The sequence below is a fragment of the Aliiroseovarius sediminilitoris genome, assembly GCF_900109955.1.
GTDB lineage: Bacteria > Pseudomonadota > Alphaproteobacteria > Rhodobacterales > Rhodobacteraceae > Aliiroseovarius > Aliiroseovarius sediminilitoris.
The window spans coordinates 792,805-807,458 of the sequence record NZ_FOJB01000001.1 but is presented as its reverse complement, the minus strand read 5'-3'; the positions used below and the strand labels follow the sequence as shown (position 1 = coordinate 807,458).

Annotated in this window: 15 protein-coding genes; 8 read left to right on the top strand and 7 right to left on the bottom strand. The window is 58.0% G+C overall.

All coding sequences use genetic code 11. The features are described from left to right. Positions 1-333 precede the first annotated feature (333 nt). The 5 genes from flhA (at position 334) to BMY55_RS04010 (ending at position 5,438) form a co-directional block, all read left to right on the top strand. Entirely contained in the window at positions 334-2,415 is a 2,082-nt protein-coding gene (flhA, locus tag BMY55_RS04030; protein WP_091428500.1) for a flagellar biosynthesis protein FlhA, read from the top strand. Then, positions 2,412-3,179 carry a flagellar biosynthetic protein FliR gene (locus tag BMY55_RS04025; protein ID WP_091428498.1) on the top strand — a complete coding sequence of 256 codons (768 nt, stop codon included), beginning with the start codon at positions 2,412-2,414 and terminating at the stop codon, positions 3,177-3,179. Before flhA ends, BMY55_RS04025 begins: the two co-directional genes overlap by 4 nt. Then, on the top strand, positions 3,179-4,273 hold the full coding sequence (locus BMY55_RS04020; RefSeq protein ID WP_091428496.1) for an EscU/YscU/HrcU family type III secretion system export apparatus switch protein: 1,095 nt from the start codon (positions 3,179-3,181) through the stop codon (positions 4,271-4,273). Before BMY55_RS04025 ends, BMY55_RS04020 begins: the two co-directional genes overlap by 1 nt. Further along, entirely contained in the window at positions 4,270-4,698 is a 429-nt protein-coding gene (locus BMY55_RS04015) for a hypothetical protein (RefSeq protein WP_091428494.1), read from the top strand. The genes BMY55_RS04020 and BMY55_RS04015 overlap by 4 nt, the downstream gene beginning before the upstream one ends. An 83-nt stretch (positions 4,699-4,781) precedes the next feature. Next, positions 4,782-5,438, top strand: coding sequence for a 50S ribosomal protein L25/general stress protein Ctc (locus BMY55_RS04010; protein ID WP_091428492.1), 657 nt, complete (start codon positions 4,782-4,784; stop codon positions 5,436-5,438). A gap of 54 nt (positions 5,439-5,492) precedes the next feature. Here BMY55_RS04010 and BMY55_RS04005 read toward each other — a convergent pair whose 3' ends face one another. After that, positions 5,493-6,188: an FkbM family methyltransferase gene (locus BMY55_RS04005; protein ID WP_177179283.1), complete on the bottom strand. Its 696-nt coding sequence runs from the start codon at positions 6,186-6,188 to the stop codon at positions 5,493-5,495. Between the two features lie 117 nt (positions 6,189-6,305). On the opposite strand from BMY55_RS04005, the gene pth reads away from it, so the two are divergent. The 3 genes from pth to BMY55_RS03990 are packed head-to-tail and all read left to right on the top strand — an operon-like array spanning position 6,306 to position 9,216. Next, positions 6,306-7,010: an aminoacyl-tRNA hydrolase gene (gene pth, locus BMY55_RS04000; RefSeq protein ID WP_091428490.1), complete on the top strand. Its 705-nt coding sequence runs from the start codon at positions 6,306-6,308 to the stop codon at positions 7,008-7,010. Continuing rightward, a complete protein-coding gene (locus tag BMY55_RS03995; protein ID WP_091428488.1) occupies positions 7,007-8,029 on the top strand; it encodes a DUF2332 domain-containing protein in 1,023 nt (340 codons plus the stop codon). The genes pth and BMY55_RS03995 overlap by 4 nt, the downstream gene beginning before the upstream one ends. Positions 8,030-8,049: 20 nt before the next feature. Further along, the gene (locus BMY55_RS03990; RefSeq protein ID WP_091432002.1) at positions 8,050-9,216 is read left to right on the top strand and encodes a serine hydrolase domain-containing protein; all 1,167 of its coding nucleotides are present in this window, start codon (positions 8,050-8,052) and stop codon (positions 9,214-9,216) included. 6 nt (positions 9,217-9,222) lie between these two features. On the opposite strand, the gene trpB is transcribed toward BMY55_RS03990, so the two are convergent. The 6 genes from trpB to BMY55_RS03960 all read right to left on the bottom strand — a co-directional run bounded on the left by trpB (position 9,223) and on the right by BMY55_RS03960 (position 14,617). Continuing rightward, on the bottom strand, positions 9,223-10,470 hold the full coding sequence (trpB, locus tag BMY55_RS03985; RefSeq protein WP_091428486.1) for a tryptophan synthase subunit beta: 1,248 nt from the start codon (positions 10,468-10,470) through the stop codon (positions 9,223-9,225). Between the two features lie 13 nt (positions 10,471-10,483). Further along, positions 10,484-11,128, bottom strand: a complete 645-nt coding sequence (locus tag BMY55_RS03980) for a phosphoribosylanthranilate isomerase (RefSeq protein WP_091428484.1) — start codon at positions 11,126-11,128, stop codon at positions 10,484-10,486. 10 nt (positions 11,129-11,138) lie between these two features. Then, a complete protein-coding gene (locus tag BMY55_RS03975) occupies positions 11,139-11,489 on the bottom strand; it encodes a LapA family protein (protein WP_091428483.1) in 351 nt (116 codons plus the stop codon). A 9-nt stretch (positions 11,490-11,498) separates the two neighbouring features. After that, a complete protein-coding gene (gene ihfB / locus BMY55_RS03970) occupies positions 11,499-11,780 on the bottom strand; it encodes an integration host factor subunit beta (protein ID WP_091428481.1) in 282 nt (93 codons plus the stop codon). A 279-nt stretch (positions 11,781-12,059) separates the two neighbouring features. Continuing rightward, the gene (gene rpsA / locus BMY55_RS03965; RefSeq protein ID WP_281242420.1) at positions 12,060-13,739 is read right to left on the bottom strand and encodes a 30S ribosomal protein S1; all 1,680 of its coding nucleotides are present in this window, start codon (positions 13,737-13,739) and stop codon (positions 12,060-12,062) included. A gap of 248 nt (positions 13,740-13,987) precedes the next feature. Further along, complete coding sequence (locus BMY55_RS03960; RefSeq protein ID WP_091428472.1) at positions 13,988-14,617, bottom strand: NAD(P)H-dependent oxidoreductase; 630 nt, start codon at positions 14,615-14,617, stop codon at positions 13,988-13,990. Positions 14,618-14,654 lie beyond the last annotated feature (37 nt).

The following is a 14,654-nucleotide window of genomic DNA, read 5'->3' as shown; positions in this document are numbered from 1 at the left end:
CTGCATCTCAATGCCTAAATCAAATCCGAACGACACCTATCCGCACCGGACCCTGGGCGGCATCGCAGGGAAGCAGTCTGCAATCAGAATGCAGGTGGATCGACGGTACGTCAGGTCCCGTGACCCGCTGGACGGGTTCGTTCACGGGGTGACACCGGATCGTCTTCCGGTCGACCCAGATTGTCTGCGCGGGCTCGTCTTCCCGCCCAACCAAGCTCTTTCCCTTGATTGCAAAGTTCTCGCCCAATCCGCACCACATCACAATACTGATAACTTGACCCGCGTCTCTGAACTGGTCTGCCGGTCTGCCTGTGTCACCGGGAAACCCCGCCCATGCTGACTATCAAAGACATCTTCCGCCCCACCATCCTGCTGGCTCTGGTCTTGATGGCGATCATTGTCATGATGATCCTGCCGATGCCGGCCTGGGTGTTGGATGTCGGGCTTGCTGCATCATTTGCACTGGCGATTCTGATGTTTACGGTCACATTGTTTATCGAAAGACCACTGGATTTCTCGGCCTTCCCCACGGTGTTGCTGGCATCGCTGATGCTGCGTCTGTCGCTGAACGTCTCGTCTACCAAACTGATCATTGGACAGGGCCACACCGGTACGTCGGCGGCGGGCAGCGTGATCGAGGGGTTCGCCAGCTTCGTCATGGGTGGCAGCATCCTGCTTGGCCTCGTGGTATTCTGCGTTCTGTTGATCGTCAACTTCATCGTCATCACCAAAGGCGCGGCGCGAATGGCAGAAGTGGGCGCGCGGTTTGCGTTGGACGGGATGCCAGGCAAGCAGTTGGCGATCGACAGTGACATGTCCGCGGGCGCCATCGACCACGCTGAAGCCAAATCGCGGCGCGAAAAAGAGCAGGCAGAAACCACCTTCTTTGGCTCTTTGGATGGTGCCTCGAAATTCGTGAAAGGCGATGCGGTGGCAGGTCTATTGATCACATTCCTGAATCTGGTCATGGGCTTGGTGATCGGCGTGGTGGTTCACGACATGGAGGTCGCACACGCATTTCAGACCTATGCCATCCTGACCGTCGGCGACGGGTTGGTGACGCAAATCCCGGCTGTGATCATATCAATTGCCTCGGCGCTGCTGCTGGCGCGCGGTGGAACCTCCGGCTCAACAGACCTGGCCCTGTTTTCACAACTTGGGCGATATCCGTCTGCGCTTGTCACTGTGGCAGTTCTGATGGCGCTGTTCGGTCTGGTTCCCGGGCTGCCCTTCTTGCCGTTCATTCTGGGTGCGGCCGCATTGGGGGCAGCCGGTTGGAAGGGGCACCAAATACAGCTTGCGGAAGCGCAAAAAGCGACCTCTAACCTTGTTGACAACGACGTGGCCACCCCGGTCGAAAGCCTGGGAGACATTCTTGATCTGGATGATATCCACGTTGAATTTGCGCCTGACCTTGTGTCGATGGTCTTGGATCCCGCCACCGGTCTGGACGCCCGAATTGCCAGCATTCGAAATCACATTGCCAGTTCATTCGGGCTGATCTTGCCGGAAATCCGGCTGACGGATAACAGCGCACTTCCCGCTGGCACCTATGCGATCAGGATTCAGGGGGTCGAGCAGGCGCGCAATATCTTGCAGGCGCATCGCGCGCTGGTCATATTGTCCGGCCCAGACGACAACCTGCCCGACGGCGACGACGTGAAAGAGCCGGTTTACGGCGCGCCCGCTCGTTGGATCAGCACTGACCGACAGGAAGAAGCCGCATTGTCAGGCTGCGCCGTCATTGCACCAACCGAAGTTCTTGCGACCCATTTACTTGAGGTGATGAAACGCAACTTCCCGCGGCTGCTCGGGTTCAAGGCGTTGCGCCGGCTGCTGGACGAATTCGTGAACCTGTCCGACGCAACCCGGGCCGAGGCCAATCGCCGTCTGCTGGACGAACTGGTGCCGGAAAAAGTACCGCTAGACCTGCTTCACACCGTCCTGCGGTTATTGCTGGAAGAGCGTGTTTCGATCCGCAACCTCCCCCTGATCATCGAAACCATTGCCGAAGCACGTCCTGTCTATGGCTCGCCAGACAGCATTTGTGAGCATGTTCGCCAGCGCTTGGGGTTTCAACTGATCGCGGAATTGAAACGTGACGACGGAACCGTGCCGCTTGTTCAACTTGCACCAGAATGGGAGGCTATGTTTCAATCCCATCAGCTTGACAGCGATGCTGGCAGCGATGTCGCATTGCCGCCAGAAGAATTTAACCGGCTTGCAAATTCCGTGGCCGACAAGATCGCGCGGGCTGGCGAGAACGGCATATACCCTGCCGTCGTGACCTCGTCCCGGCGACGACGGTTCTTGAAAACAGTGCTGTCTGCCAAAGGTATCGCAAACCCCGTTCTGTCATTCGAAGAAATCGGTACCGAAGCCAAACCGTCGCTGGTTGGGATGATCCCCGCATGATCGCGGCACTGGATCAAATCGCGACCTTGGCGCCACTGCTTTTGCAACAGGGCCTGGTGGTTTTTCTCAGGGTCGGGGCGGCGATGGCCGTCCTGCCCGCGTTTGGCGAAAAATCCGTTCCGGCGCGGGTGCGTCTGTTTCTGTCGCTCGCCTTTACGATGATCGTCGCGCCCGGTGTCATGGCGGACATCGGAACCACGCCGCCGCTTCAGCCGCTTGTTTATATATCGGAACCGGTGATCGGGTTGGGGTTCGGCATTGCGATCCGTCTGATGATCATGGCGCTTCAAGTCGCGGGCAGCATCGCAGCACAATCGACATCGCTGGCGCAATTAATCGGGGGCGCGAATGCCGATCCGCAACCTGCGATCGGGCATGTTCTGGTTGTGGCAGGGCTGGCACTGGCCGTGATGCTCGGCCTGCATGTCAAGCTGGCGACGGGCCTGATCCTGACCTATCGCGTCTTTCCGATCGGTCAGTTTCCCGATACACAGGCGTTCGCTGACTGGGGAATTGTGCAGATCGCGCGGGCATTCTCACTGGCTTTCACCCTCGCTGCGCCCTTCGTCATCGCGTCATTGCTCTATAATGTGGCGCTTGGCGTCATCAACCGGGCGATGCCTCAGTTGATGGTGGCCTTTGTTGGCGCCCCTGCGATCACGGCAGGCGGATTGATCCTGTTGTTGCTGACCGCACCCCTGTTGTTGCCCGTCTGGCAAGCGGCGCTTGAAACAATACTTGCTAACCCGTTCGGAGGTCGGTGATGTCCGGGACGGATGATGACGACAGCAAACAGCACGAACCAACGCAGAAGAAACTGGACGATGCTCGCAAGCGTGGCGAGGTGGCGCGATCCGCCGAGTTGAACACAGCCACGTCATATCTTGCCATATTGCTGGTCGCGACATCACTGGGGGCGACAAGCCTGAAGGGTATTGGCGAATTATTGGCTGGAATTCTTGCTCGGCCAGACCAGATCGCGGACGAGGTCTTTCGCGGTGGCGCACCGTTTTCCGCATCTCTTTTGGTGGGGCTGGGCAAACATCTTGCGCCGTGGTTTCTGGCCCCGGCAACAGCAGTTCTTTTGCTCGCCATCGCGACGCGAACCTTTATCGTTTCACCGGAAAAGCTCCAACCGAAGCTGAATCGTCTATCGCTTTTGTCGAACGCCAAGAACAAATTCGGACGATCCGGCCTGTTTGAGTTTGCCAAAAGTTTTGTGAAACTGACGATCTATGCGCTGATGCTGGGTATGTTCATCTGGGTGAAGCTGCCCGAAATTCTGTCCACCATGTCACTGAGTGCAGGAATGACGACGGTCGTCCTGCTTGATCTGAGTGTCGAGTTTTTCGCGCTTGTCCTTGTGATCGCCTTGGTCATCGGTGGCATCGACTATTTCTGGCAACATAAGGAGCATCTGCGCAAGAACCGCATGTCCCATAAGGATCTGATGGACGAGATCAAGCAGAACGAGGGCGACCCCCACATGAAGGGGCAGCGACGACAGAAAGGCTATGCCATTGCCATGAACCAGATGCTTGCCGACGTGCCTGACGCTGACGTGGTTGTCGTAAACCCCACTCATTACGCCGTGGCCCTGAAATGGTCGCGGATGCCTGGTGCCGCCCCGATCTGCATTGCGAAGGGCGTTGACGAGATTGCCGCGCGGATCCGCGAGACGGCAAGTGAAAACGGCGTGCCGATCCACAGTGACCCGCCAACGGCGCGGGCGCTTTATGCCACGGTCGACATTGGTGACGAAGTTCCACCCGATCACTACAAGGCCGTCGCCGCCGCGATCCGTTTCGCCGAGAAGATGCGCAGTCGTGCGCGCGACATGTTCGGGGCTACTAAATGACTGACCAACTGACGCAATTGGCGGTTCTGGCCGCCCTGCAACATGACGCGGCGATGGCCGCGCTTGCACGCCACAACCGTGACATTGAGGATCTGGAAAGTTGCATTTCAGACCTGCGCGGTCTGCTTTATGCCGCGCCTGCATCCGGGTCGGAAGACGCCCTGCCGCTCTCATTGGCCAGCGGGCATTACGGCACCTGGCAACGCTGGGTCGAACGGGAGCTGACGAAGCTCAATTCCGACCTTGCACGCGCGCGGGCAGAACGTGATACCTTTGTCCGCAATGCGCGTCAGGCCTTCGGGCGGAAATCTGCAACCGATGCATTGGTCTGCCGGGCAAAGCAGGCGAAGCGGACACAGGCCCGGAACCGGCACGAGCAGTCCATTTCACAAGACCCGCCGGGCAAGAATCCTCTTTTCTTTTGACGGCCATCAGTCTATAGGCACGGCTTCAACCGCGGGACTTACACCCTTGGAGGAATCCCGCATCAACAAACTGGAGAATTTCCATGGCAAAACAGATTCCTGATCTAGTAGCCACGGTACGGACGGGGACAGGCAAGGGGGCCGCTCGTCAAGCTCGCCGCGAAGGCTTCGTACCCGGTATCGTGTATGGTGGTGGTGAAGACCCGCTACCGATTAACATCCCTTTCAACGAGCTGCTGAAAAAGCTGCGCGCTGGTCGGTTCCTTTCGACCCTTTGGAACCTGAAGGTCGAGGGCGAAGATGACTTTCGTGTCATCTGCCGGAACGTTCAGCGTGACGTTGTGAAAGACCTGCCGACCCATCTTGACCTGATGCGCCTGCACCGCAACACGCGGATCAGCCTGTTCATTCACGTTGAGTTCACCAACGAAGAAGAAGCCCCCGGCCTGAAAAAAGGCGGCGTTCTGACCGTTGTGCGCCCAGAAGTCGAACTGAACGTCATGGCGGGTGAGATCCCCGAGCAGATCGTTGTTGACCTGACCGGCCGCGAAGTGGGCGACGTCATCCACATCTCGGACGTGGACCTGCCGAAAGGCGCGAAAGTCACCGTCGACCGTGACTTCGTGATTGCCAACATCTCGGCCCCAAGTTCACTGCGCTCGGCAGATGACGAAGCGGAAGAGACCGAAGAGGTCGCAGCCGACGAAGTCGAAGCAACCGAAATGAAGTCGGAAGAGTAAATCAGTCCAGCCGGACGACAGTTAAGCGGGTCCTGCGGGGCCCGCTTTTTTGCTTCAGCATCCCATACCCTTACCCGGCAAGCGCTGAAACACGACCAGATTGCCCCGCGACCCCCACGGCATATAGGCAAAGCCGGCTTTCGACATGCCATCGAAAATCTCTTGTATGCCAGCGGGTGGATAAGTCTGTGGATGGATTTCCATGATCACCAACTGCACCATGAGCGGCCAGTCCTGGCGTGCCAGGTCCCGCTCCGCCCCTTCCACATCCATGATCACCAGATTTGGTTCGAACGCGTGCAGCAGATCGCTTAGTCTGAGGGCGGGCACCTTAATCCGTTGCGCAGCCCCTTTTCGCGGACCCACTGCAATGGCCGACGACCAGAAGGCTGGCTTGACGTCGAATTCGACACTTCCTCCTGAAAAGTCGTCAGGCACCACAGCCCCATGCAAAACACGAACGGCTTCAGCGTGGTTCAGCACAAGGTTTCGGCCGATGGCTTGCACCATCTCGGCACTGGCTTCTACCGTCGCGACATTTCCTGCCCCAGCAATACGCGCGGCCTGAATGGCGATATAGCCAGCCCCACCTCCCAAATCGAGCACCCGATCACCCTTCTTCAGGTGTCGTTTCAGCCCGTTGACCTCTTTCCATTCGTAATGTTCATTCTGCAACTGCTGTTTAAGATTGTCGTTCAGACAATGGAGCGGAATATCAAGGTCAATTCCATCTATCGAATACCGGGGCAAAGGGGTCTCCGATCGCGATACGCAGGGGTGATTGCAACCCGTGTGGGTGATCTTTAGTTTAACAGTGCCACACCATGTCCGGTGCGCGGGTAGAAAGTCCAGCAGGAAAGGTCGAAGATGAAAATGTTTGTGGGGCTTGGCAATCCGGGCCCAAAATACGCGGGCAACCGCCACAATATCGGCTTCATGGCGCTGGACAGCATTGCGCAGGACCATGGGTTTGCCCCTTGGCGCGGCAAGTTTCAAGGCGCACTTTCCGAGGGGCAACTGGGCCACGAGAAAGTGCTGCTGTTGAAGCCCGAGACCTTCATGAACCTGTCCGGCCAATCGGTGGGCGAGGCGATGCGGTTTTACAAGCTGACACCGAATGACATCGTCGTTTTCCATGACGAGCTTGATCTGGCCCCCGGCAAAGTGCGCGTCAAACATGGTGGCGGCCATGCGGGACACAACGGCCTGCGCTCACTCCACGCTCATATCGGGCCAGACTATACCCGCGTGCGGATGGGCATTGGGCATCCGGGCAACAAGAACGCGGTTTCCTCTTATGTTCTGCGCGATTTCGCCAAGGCGGATGAGGGTTGGCTGGATGATGTGCTGCGCGGCTGTGCCGACGGGGCTCCCGACCTTGCAGAAGGGGACAGCGGCAAGTTCATGAACGCCGTCGGGCGGCGGGTCAATCCGCCGCGCTCGTCCACTTCGCAACCGAAACCTGACACCAAATCCGCCCCCGCACCAGCATCGCCTTCCAAACCAGATGCGAATGCTGAACCCAAGGAAACCCGCAGCCCGCTTCAACGGTTGATGGATAAGTTTTCATGAGTTTACGCGACGCTTTGCGTCATCAAGCGGGCAGCAACAGGCATCTTGGTTCACCCTTCACCGCGCGCGTGCTGGACCTGCTTGCCGAGAGGATTCAGCCCGGCACGCCGCTGACAGATCGCATGTTCAACTGGCCCGGTGAAATCGGTCCTCGAGGGCATTCGGTGCCTTTACGCCTGCTGGCCGGGCTGCACGCCTTGGTGCTGACCGGAGCCTGCCCTGCGTTGAAAGCTAAGTACCCGCCGAACCCCGCGCCCGCGGACGCCAGCCTTTGGGCCGCGATCCAGGGGGCGCTGAACGATCACACCGCGCTTCTGGACCAATGGCTCGACAATCCTCCGCAAACCAACGAAGTGCGCCGCGCGGCCGTTCTGATCGCCGCGGGACATTGGCTGGCCGCACGCTACGACCTGCCGATCCGTATGTATGAACTGGGCGCGAGCGCCGGACTGAACCTGATGTGGGATCGGTTTACACTGGTCCTGCCGGATGGACAGATTGGCCCGCCCGACCCCGTTATCACCCTAGCACCCGACTGGCGGGGCGATCTGCCGACTGGCAAGGTTCCGACTATCATCGACCGGCGCGGCGTGGACCTGATGCCGATGAATGCGCACGATCCGGACGATGCCCTGCGCCTGATCTCGTATCTTTGGTCCGATCAGCCCGAACGTCTGTTGCACACCCGCGCAGTGATGGATGTGCTTGAGGCTCGGGTGGACGCAGGCGACGCTGCCGACTGGCTTGAGGATCAGTTAATAACTGTCACCCCTGATCACCTCACGCTCGTCTACCACACCATTGCCTGGCAATATTTCCCGCCGCAGACGCAATCGCGTTGCCAAGCAGCCATTGAAACCGCGGCTCAACACGGCCCGGTCGCACATCTTGCCATGGAAGCCGACGATCAGCTTGGCAAAGGCGCAGCTCTTCACCTGACGCTTTGGCCCGAGGGTCACACGTTGACGCTTGGTCGTGTCGATTTCCATGGACGTTGGGTCGATTGGGCGGCACCCTGACCAAAAAATCGTGGAGTCACATGCGCACTGTCTTGAAACGTCTGTTGCAGGCTTTTTTGGTCATCGTTGTGCTGATCGCTGCTGCGGCGATTTGGAAACGGGATGGGATCAACAGGCTGATCGCTGTAAATTCCTTGTTTTCAGAAGAAAAAATCGTTCACAACTTTTCAAACATGGATCAGGCGTTTCTGACCAGAACGATGTCGCGCGGCGGCACAGAACCTGCCGCGTTGCCCCAGGGCACACCGTTGACACTGCCTGACGGGGCCGAGGATTGGATAGCAGAACGGTCTGTGACGGCGCTGGTTGTGTTGAAAAACGGCGCGGTGCGGCACGAAAGCTATCACCTTGGCACAGACCCGGAAGACCGCCGCATAAGCTGGTCGGTTGCCAAAAGTTTTCTGTCCGCGCTGACAGGGATCGTGGTGGAGCAAGGGGCGATTGGCTCACTGGATGATCCGGTTGAACTTTACGCACCAGAACTGAAAGACAGCGCATATGAAGGCGCAACGATCCGCAATGTGTTGAACATGTCGTCGGGTGTCGTCTTCAACGAGGATTATCTGGACTTCAATTCCGACATCAACCGAATGGGCCGTGTGTTGGCGCTGGGGCAGTCGATGGATGACTTTGTTGCAAGCCTGACCGAAACCTTCGCGCCACCGGGCGAGACCTGGCAATATGTTTCGATCGACACGCATGTAATCGGCATGGTGATCCGGGGCGCCAGCGGTCAGTCCATCCCCGAGTTGCTGGAACGCCATGTCATTCAGAAAATGGGCTTCGAAGCCGACCCTTATTACGTTACCGACGGCTATGGCGTGGCCTTCGTGCTGGGCGGTCTGAACCTGCGCACGCGTGACTATGCCCGCTTCGGGCAGATGTTCTTGCAGGACGGACATTGGAACGGGCAACAGATCGTGCCGGCAGATTGGATTGCGGCCTCGACCGTTCCCTCTGCCCCGACGCCGACGGACGAACAGCGGTATGGGTTTCAGTGGTGGATCGCCCCCAACGCGCCTGACGGCGAGTATTTCGCGCGCGGGATATATGGCCAGTATATCTTCATCGACACATCGCGCGATGTGGTGATTGCACTGAACAGCGCCGACCGCAAGTTTCGCAAAGAGGGCGTCAACGACGCCAACATCGCCATGTTTCGGACGATTGCCGCTGCGTTGGATTGACCCGGATCAGTCGGCGTCGCGACCTTCCGTGTCGGACATGTCGAACCCCAGATATTTGGCGACGGTATAGATATCCTTGTCGCCCCGGCCGCACATGTTCATGCAGATGATGTGATCCTTGGGCAGATCTGGCGCAATCTTCATCACATGTGCCAGCGCGTGACAGGGCTCCAGCGCAGGGATAATCCCTTCGGTCTGACAGCACAGTTCAAACGCATCCAGCGCCTCTTTATCCGTGATCGCCACATATTCGGCGCGTCCGATCTCGTGCAACCAGCTGTGTTCCGGCCCGATGCCGGGATAGTCCAGCCCTGCCGAGATCGAATAGCCGTCCAGGATTTGCCCGTCTTCGTCTTGTAACAGGAAAGTGCGGTTGCCGTGCAGAACGCCGGGGCGTCCACCGGTCAGGGACGCGCAATGCTCCATCTTGTCATTCACACCCTTGCCGCCTGCCTCGACGCCGATGATCCGCACGCTGTCATCGTCCAGGAATGGATAGAACAGACCAATGGCATTCGACCCACCGCCAATGGCCGCGATCAACGTATCAGGCAGCCGACCTTCGGCAGCCTGCATCTGTTCCTTGGCTTCCTTGCCGATGATCGACTGGAAGTCGCGCACCATAGCGGGATAGGGGTGTGGCCCAGCCGCCGTGCCGATGCAATAAAATGTGTCGGCCACGTTTGTCACCCAGTCACGCAGCGCATCATTCATCGCGTCCTTCAGCGTGCCACGACCCGAACTGACGGGAATAACTTCGGCCCCCAGAAGGCGCATACGAAACACATTGGGGGCCTGACGCTGCACGTCGTGGGCACCCATGTAAACGATACATTTCAGACCGAATTTGGCACAGACCGTGGCCGTGGCCACGCCGTGTTGCCCGGCCCCGGTTTCAGCAATGATACGGGTCTTGCCCATGCGGCGGGCCAACAGGATTTGCCCCAGCACATTGTTGATCTTGTGCGCGCCGGTGTGGTTCAACTCATCCCGTTTCAGATAGACCTTTGCGCCGCCCAGGTGGTTGGTCAGACCTTCAGCAAAATAAAGCGGGCTGGGGCGGCCCACGTAATGGGTCCACAAGTGCTGCATCTCGGCCCAGAAACTGTCATCCGTCTTGGCGTTTTCATATTCTGCCTCAAGATCAAGGATCAGGGGCATCAACGTCTCGGACACGAAGCGCCCGCCGAAATCGCCGAACCGGCCCTTTTCATCGGGGCCGTTCATGAAACTGTTGAATAGATCGTTGGCCATGGGCTCACTCCCCTTAAGCGGCGGCTTGTGCTGCGGCACAGAAGGCCGCGATCAGCCTGTCATCCTTGATCCCCGGCGCGGATTCAACCCCCGACGAGACATCAACTTGTTTGGCCCCGGTCAGCCGAATGGCCTCGGCGACGTTGTCCGGCGTCAACCCTCCGGCCAGCATCCACGGGCACGGCCAGTATTTGCGTTGCACCAGCCGCCAGTCAAACGAGATGCCATTGCCTCCGGGAAGGTCCGCGCCCCTCGGGGCCTTGGCGTCGATCAGCAACTGGTCTGCCACCCCGGCAAAAAGTTCTATCTGCCCGACATCGTCAGGCCCGGCAATTCCAATGGCCTTCATCACCGGCAGACCGTAACGGGCTTTGACTTCGACCACACGCTCCGGGCTTTCCGCCCCGTGAAGCTGCAACATGTCGACCACGGTTTCCGACACGATCCGGTCCAGCAGCACGTCATCGGCATTTACCGTCAGTGCGACCTTCGCCACACCAACCGGCACATCGGCCATTAACTCGGCGGCGTGTCCAACCGACACATTGCGTGGACTTTTCGGAAAGAACACGAACCCCAGATAGCGCGCACCTGCCGTCACCGCAGCATCAACATGCCTCGGGTCGGACAGCCCGCAGATTTTTACACTTGCGCACATGAGGTTCAGATCACTTGGTGTCGTCGATCAGGGCCAACACATCGTCACCCGTGCGCGTCTTGGGGTCGCGTAAGGTCTTTACCTCGCGCGCCAACTGATCCCGTTCCTTGCGGGTGCGGGCACCTTCAGCGCGGATCTTGTGTTCCCGGAACCATTCCCAGACGAAGCCGATCAGCACGCCCGCAATGACGCCAGCGAAGATCACGACGAAAAGCGGCAGGGTCATTGACCAGCTATATCCCAGGAACCCGGAAAGTTCCTGAGGCAGCAGATTCAGAGTTACAGTCGCCCGATTTGCCAGCGCGACTGTGATCAGGACGACCGCAAGGGTCGCCAGAAATGCGTAACGGATGTATCGCATAGATACCTCTTACTTGCCGTTCAAACGGTCCCTGAGCAGCTTGCCGGTCTTGAAAAAGGGAACATGCTTTTCCTCAACCTCGACCGACTCACCCGTCCGGGGATTGCGCCCGATACGAGCATCCCGTTTTTTGACGGAAAATGCGCCAAAGCCGCGCAGTTCAACCCGGTCCCCCTTGGCCATCGCTTCAATAATCTCTTCAAAGATCGTGTTGACGATGCGCTCAACGTCGCGCTGATAAAGGTGCGGGTTTTCATCCGCGATCTTCTGGATCAATTCCGACCGGATCATTCTGGTCCCCCCAATTGGCTATGTAATGGATTTTGCATCCTTATTCTGTCACGGATTATAGGAGCAAACCGCCGCGCGAGATACAAGCATTGCCATGCTGAACGAGCAATTTTGGCGGGAAACGCGCGATTTTTTCGGGATTTTCGGGCCGATGCCGCAGTGGCAAATCACTTCGGGGTCGCAGCCGCCGTTTTGTTGCAGCGCAGCATAAGCCGTTGATTCGACGCAAAACAGCCCCGCGCATAGCACGGGGCTGCTTCTGGATCTTCAGGGCCGGACTTAGTTGTCCTGTTTCAGTGCGGCGCCCAGAATGTCGCCCAATGATGCACCCGAATCCGAGGAACCGTACTGTGCGACGGCTTCTTTTTCTTCCGCGATTTCGCGCGCTTTGATCGACAGACCCAGACGGCGCGATTTCGAATCCACGTTGGTCACGCGAACGTCGAGTTTGTCACCGACCTGGAAACGTTCGGGGCGCTGTTCGGCACGGTCACGCGACAGGTCCGAGCGGCGAATGAAGGATTTCATGCCTTCATATTCCACTTCGATACCGCCATCTTCGATCGAGGTCACTTCAACAGTAATGATCGAACCACGCTTCACGCCACCAATCGCGTCGGCGAAGGGATCACCGTCCAGCGCTTTGATCGACAGCGAGATACGCTCTTTGTCGGTGTCCACTTCCGAGACAACAGCCTTGACGATGTCGCCCTTCTTGAAGTTCTGGATCGCGTCTTCGCCACGTTCGTCCCACGAGATGTCGGACAGGTGAACCATGCCATCAATTTCGCCGTCGAGACCAATGAACAGACCGAATTCGGTGATGTTCTTGACTTCGCCTTCGACTTCGGTGCCCTCGGGGTGCGTTTCTGCAAACACTTCCCACGGGTTGCGCATGGTCTGCTTGAGACCAAGCGACACGCGGCGCTTGGCGCTGTCGATTTCCAGCACCATGACTTCGACTTCTTGGCTTGTCGAAACGATCTTGCCGGGGTGAACGTTCTTCTTGGTCCACGACATTTCCGATACGTGCACCAGACCTTCAACGCCCGGCTCCAGTTCGACAAACGCACCGTAGTCGGTGATGTTGGTCACGCGGCCCGTGTGGGTCGATTCCAGCGGGTATTTGCCAGCAACCAGATCCCAAGGATCGTCTTGCAGCTGTTTCATACCAAGCGAAATGCGGTGGGTTTCCTTGTTGATCTTGATGACCTGAACTTTGATGGTCTCTCCGATCGTCAGGATTTCCGAAGGATGGTTCACACGGCGCCACGCCATATCCGTGACGTGCAGCAGACCGTCAACACCGCCAAGATCAACAAATGCACCGTATTCGGTGATATTCTTGACGACACCGTCAACTGCCTGGCCTTCGGTCAGGTTACCGATGACTTCCGCACGCTGTTCGGCACGGCTTTCTTCCAGAATGGCACGACGCGACACAACGATGTTGCCACGGCGGCGGTCCATTTTCAGGATCTGGAATGGCTGCTTCAGACCCATCAGGGGGCCAGCGTCGCGCACCGGGCGCACGTCAACCTGGCTTCCGGGCAGGAACGCAACAGCGCCGCCCAGATCGACCGTGAAGCCGCCTTTGACGCGACCGAAGATGGCACCTTCGACACGTGCGTCGTCGGCATATGCTTTTTCCAGACGGTCCCATGCTTCTTCGCGGCGGGCCATCTCGCGCGAGATGACGGCTTCGCCACGCGCGTTTTCGGCGGAACGCAGGTAAACTTCTACCTCGTCACCAACTGCGATTTCAGGGGCTTCGCCGGGGTTAGCGAATTCTTTGACATCAACGCGGCCTTCCATTTTGTAGCCGACGTCGATGATGGCTTGGCCAGCCTCGATGGCGATGACCTTGCCTTTGACAACCGAACCCTCTTCGGGGGTGTCCATTTCGAAGCTTTCGTTCAGGAGGGCTTCGAATTCCTCCATGGTTGCTTTAGCGCACATATGCGGTTTGTTCCTTTACAAGTGCTATTCGGGCCGTGCGGTTGGCTCCGCAGGTCTTGGATTTTCCAATTTGGTCAACAGGTTAGCCGCAAAACAAAGAGGGCCGGCATCTCCGACCCTGCTCGTATCCCTGCTATCGCGGTGTTTTCACCTTGTCGACAGAGGCGGGAAATACGGGGATTCTGCCAATAAAGCAAGGGGGATTGCAAAGATCCCCCTTGTTTTACAGAGCGTTCCCAAATGCGCGATCAGTCGATCCGGCGCAGGAAACGCTCGTCTGGCTTGCGGACTTTCTTCAGCGGCAACAACCAGTCGCCGCTTTCGTCACGATAGCCAAGCGGCAGCAACACAACAGACCGCAGACCTTGTTCGCGCAGACCAAGGATTTCGTCGACTTTGGCAGGGTCAAACCCTTCCATTGGGGTGCTGTCAACTTCGACTTCCGCAGCCGCCGCAAGGGCAAAACCCAGCGCGATATAGGCTTGACGGGCTGCGTGTTCGAAATTGGTCTGCGCGTCGCGCGGCAAATATGTGGCTTTGAGTTTCTTGTAATACTGGCTCAGCATCGGGTTTTCGGCACCGCGTTCTTCCGCCATCTGGGCCGTTACGGCATCGATGCGGTCTTCGGTGTAGTTGTCCCACGCCGCAAACACCAACAGATGCGAGCCTTCGGTGATCTGTGCCTGATCCCACGCAACGGGACGAATTTTCTGGCGAATCTCGTCATTGGTAATGACCAGAACTTCAAATGGCTGCGTGCCCGACGACGTTGGCGCAAGGCGGATGGCATCCAGAATTTTGTTCAACTTGTCTTCCGAAACCTTTTTCGTGGGGTCCATCTTCTTGGTGGCATAGCGCCAGTTCAATTTGTCGAGCATGTCTTACCTGTCCGTTTTTTGTCGGATACATTCCGAT